At 69.2% G+C, this 1,067-nt stretch carries 1 protein-coding gene; it reads right to left on the minus strand.

Annotation, left to right across the window (positions count from 1 at the left end; all coding sequences use genetic code 11):
* The coding region (locus ACWDA7_RS53205; protein ID WP_450615473.1) for a 2OG-Fe(II) oxygenase at nucleotides 1-931 on the minus strand (931 nt) is incomplete at its 3' end.
* Nucleotides 932-1,067 lie beyond the last annotated feature (136 nt).

The raw sequence follows: 1,067 nt of genomic DNA on the forward strand, positions 1-1,067 counted from the left end.
CGTAGCGATCGTACGGCGCATGCGCGTCCCAGGTCTCCTTCACCTCGGCCAACGCGAGGACCGCTTCGCAGTCCGCCTCTGCGGCGGCCTGGCGGAGCAGGGTGGTGCGGGTGGCGTCGGCTCCCTTGAGGCGGTCCCAGTCCAGGCCGCGCTGGGTGTACTCGTGGTCGAGGAGGTACACGAGGCGGTTCGGGGGCGCGGCCTTCTGGCGGCCGTAGGCGTAGCGCTCTTCGGCCGGCTCGGTGAAGTGTTCGGTCAGGCAGTGGGCCAGGTCGGCGACCGAGTCCCCGTCGTCTTCGCCAGCCGGGCGGATGCGTTCAGCGAGGAGGTTCATGGTGAGGGTGACGCGGTAGCCGGACTTGACGGGCTTGACCTCGTGCAGGCAGTCCGCGTAGAAGGCGGCGAAGGTCAGCTTCTCCCGGGACGCCTGGTAGACGATGCTGCGGCCGGCGTGCGAGACGACGAGTTCGCCGCCGGTGTGGTGCGAGGGCAGCGAGACGACCAGGGTGCCCACCATGGAGTCGTCCTTCTCGGAGTCTTGGTGCGGCAGGAAGAACTGGCCCTTGCCGTAGACGAGCAGTGCGTGCGGCTCGGCACGTAGGACGGTGGTGGGCGGCAGACCGAGCGCGGTGCGGACACCGTCGAGAACGCCGTCCAGGGTGCGGTCCCAGTCGGTGCCGCCGAGCGTGATGCGGTCCGGGGTGATCTCCCAGGTGTCGCGGACGCTGGTGTCGGACAGGGTCTGCTCGCCCCGGCCGAAGGATGCCTGTCGGGCCTGCGCGATCAGTTTCTTGGTAACCGGGGCACGCACCGGCAGCGGCAGTTCCCCCACCCCGTCGACCTCGATGCGCAGCGCGCGGGCCGATATCTCGATACGGGTGCTGAAGTCCCCGCGCCGCTGTGCGTCGCTGAGCAGCTCCGCCAGCTGCATCCGCGCTCCGTGTCCCATACTGTTTCGTCCCCAGGGGTGCAGCGTGCCGTATGGCCTGTCCCGGAAACCCTAACGCCGCGGGCAGTCCTTGTTCCCGAGCTGTTGGTCATGCGGCGAGGGTGAGTATGTCGCGGTA

It is taken from the genome of Streptomyces sp. NPDC001156, assembly GCF_053598275.1.